This is a genomic window from Mediterraneibacter catenae, assembly GCF_008691045.1.
Lineage (GTDB): Bacteria > Bacillota > Clostridia > Lachnospirales > Lachnospiraceae > Mediterraneibacter > Mediterraneibacter ornithocaccae.
In genome coordinates this window covers 1-1,360 of the sequence record NZ_VMSO01000053.1, presented here as the reverse complement: position 1 = coordinate 1,360, position 1,360 = coordinate 1, and the positions used below count along the sequence as shown (strand labels likewise).

Annotated in this window: 2 protein-coding genes; both read left to right on the top strand. The window is 42.7% G+C overall.

Annotated elements, in window-relative coordinates; all coding sequences use genetic code 11:
* Window positions 1-93 precede the first annotated feature (93 nt).
* Window positions 94-387 (top strand): transposase, encoded by a 294-nt coding sequence (locus FNY66_RS15310; protein ID WP_087163136.1) that lies wholly within the window; start codon window positions 94-96, stop codon window positions 385-387.
* A 41-nt stretch (window positions 388-428) separates the two neighbouring features.
* On the top strand, window positions 429-1,307 hold the full coding sequence (locus FNY66_RS15305) for an IS3 family transposase (protein WP_150311676.1): 879 nt from the start codon (window positions 429-431) through the stop codon (window positions 1,305-1,307).
* The last annotated feature ends 53 nt before the right edge of the window (window positions 1,308-1,360 follow it).

Here is a 1,360-nt window from a genome sequence, read left to right as displayed (position 1 = left end):
TAGTGATAGTATAAAAATAGTACAAAATAAAGATGCCATGTATACCTAAATCATGTATGATAAGAAAGATGATATGAAGGAGGAATCACAGACATGGCAAAAGGTACGAAATATGATCAGCAGTTTAAGGAGAACGCAGTCAGGTATCGTCTGGATCATCCGGAACTCACACTCAAGAAAGCGGCTGAAAATCTGGGAATCAGTGATTCTGCGCTCAAAACATGGCTCCGGGCAGCCAAGGAACATGAAGGCTGTGTGCCAACAAGAGGATCCGGCAATTATTCCAGTGATGAGGCAAAAGAGATCGCTCGTCTCCAACGAGAGCTAAGGGATACAAAGGATGCCCTTGAGATTCTAAAAAAAGCCATCAGTATCCTGGGAAAATGACAGAGGCTGTTTACACTGCCACAGCAGAGTATATTGTGGAAATGGAGCAGCGGCCGGTGAAGCACCGTGTCTCTGTCAGCGGGGTACTGAAACGTCTTGGTGTTTCACGATCCGGCTATAACGCATGGAAAAAAAGATGCCCTTCTGCTGCTGAAAAACACCGCGGGGAGGTTAAGGAAAAAATTTTGAAAATCTATGAGGATTCCCACCAAAACTATGGCGCTCCTAAAATCACCAGGGAATTGTGGAAAGGCGGCGAAAAAATTGCAGTAAAAACAGTTGCGAATTATATGAGGCAGATGGGGATCAAAGCCCAATGGATAAAGCCTTATACGCAAACTACTATAGATTCTGATTTCAGCAAGGAACTGCACAATATTCTGAATGAGCAGTTCAATCCGGAACAGCCGGATGCAGTATGGGTATCGGATATCACATATATTTGGACATTTGACGGCTTCGTATACTTAACCAGTATTATGGATCTGTATTCCAGAAAAATCATTGCATGGGTACTCAGCGAGACCCTGGAAGCATCCCATGTAGTGGACTGCGTAGAGAAAGCAAAGAAAATACGCAGCATTACACAGCCGCTAATTATACATACGGACAGAGGCTGCCAGTATGTATCAGATGCGTTCCGTCAGGCAACAGATGGGATGGTAAACAGTTATTCAAAGAAAGCATATCCATGGGATAATGCATGTATCGAATCCTTCCACGCGTTATTGAAGCGGGAGTGGATTAACCGTTTTAAAATTTTTAACTACCGGCATGCATATAAGTTGGTATTTGAATATATCGAAACATTTTATAATACAGTGCGGAGCCACAGTCATTGTGGATATCTTTCGCCTGATCAATATGAGGAGGCGTATTATGCAGCGTTAGAAGAAAAAGCAGAAGCTTTGGCAGGGTAAGCCAACCATAAAAAAGGCATGTTTAATTTGTACTTTTTCTTGACATAGGACCA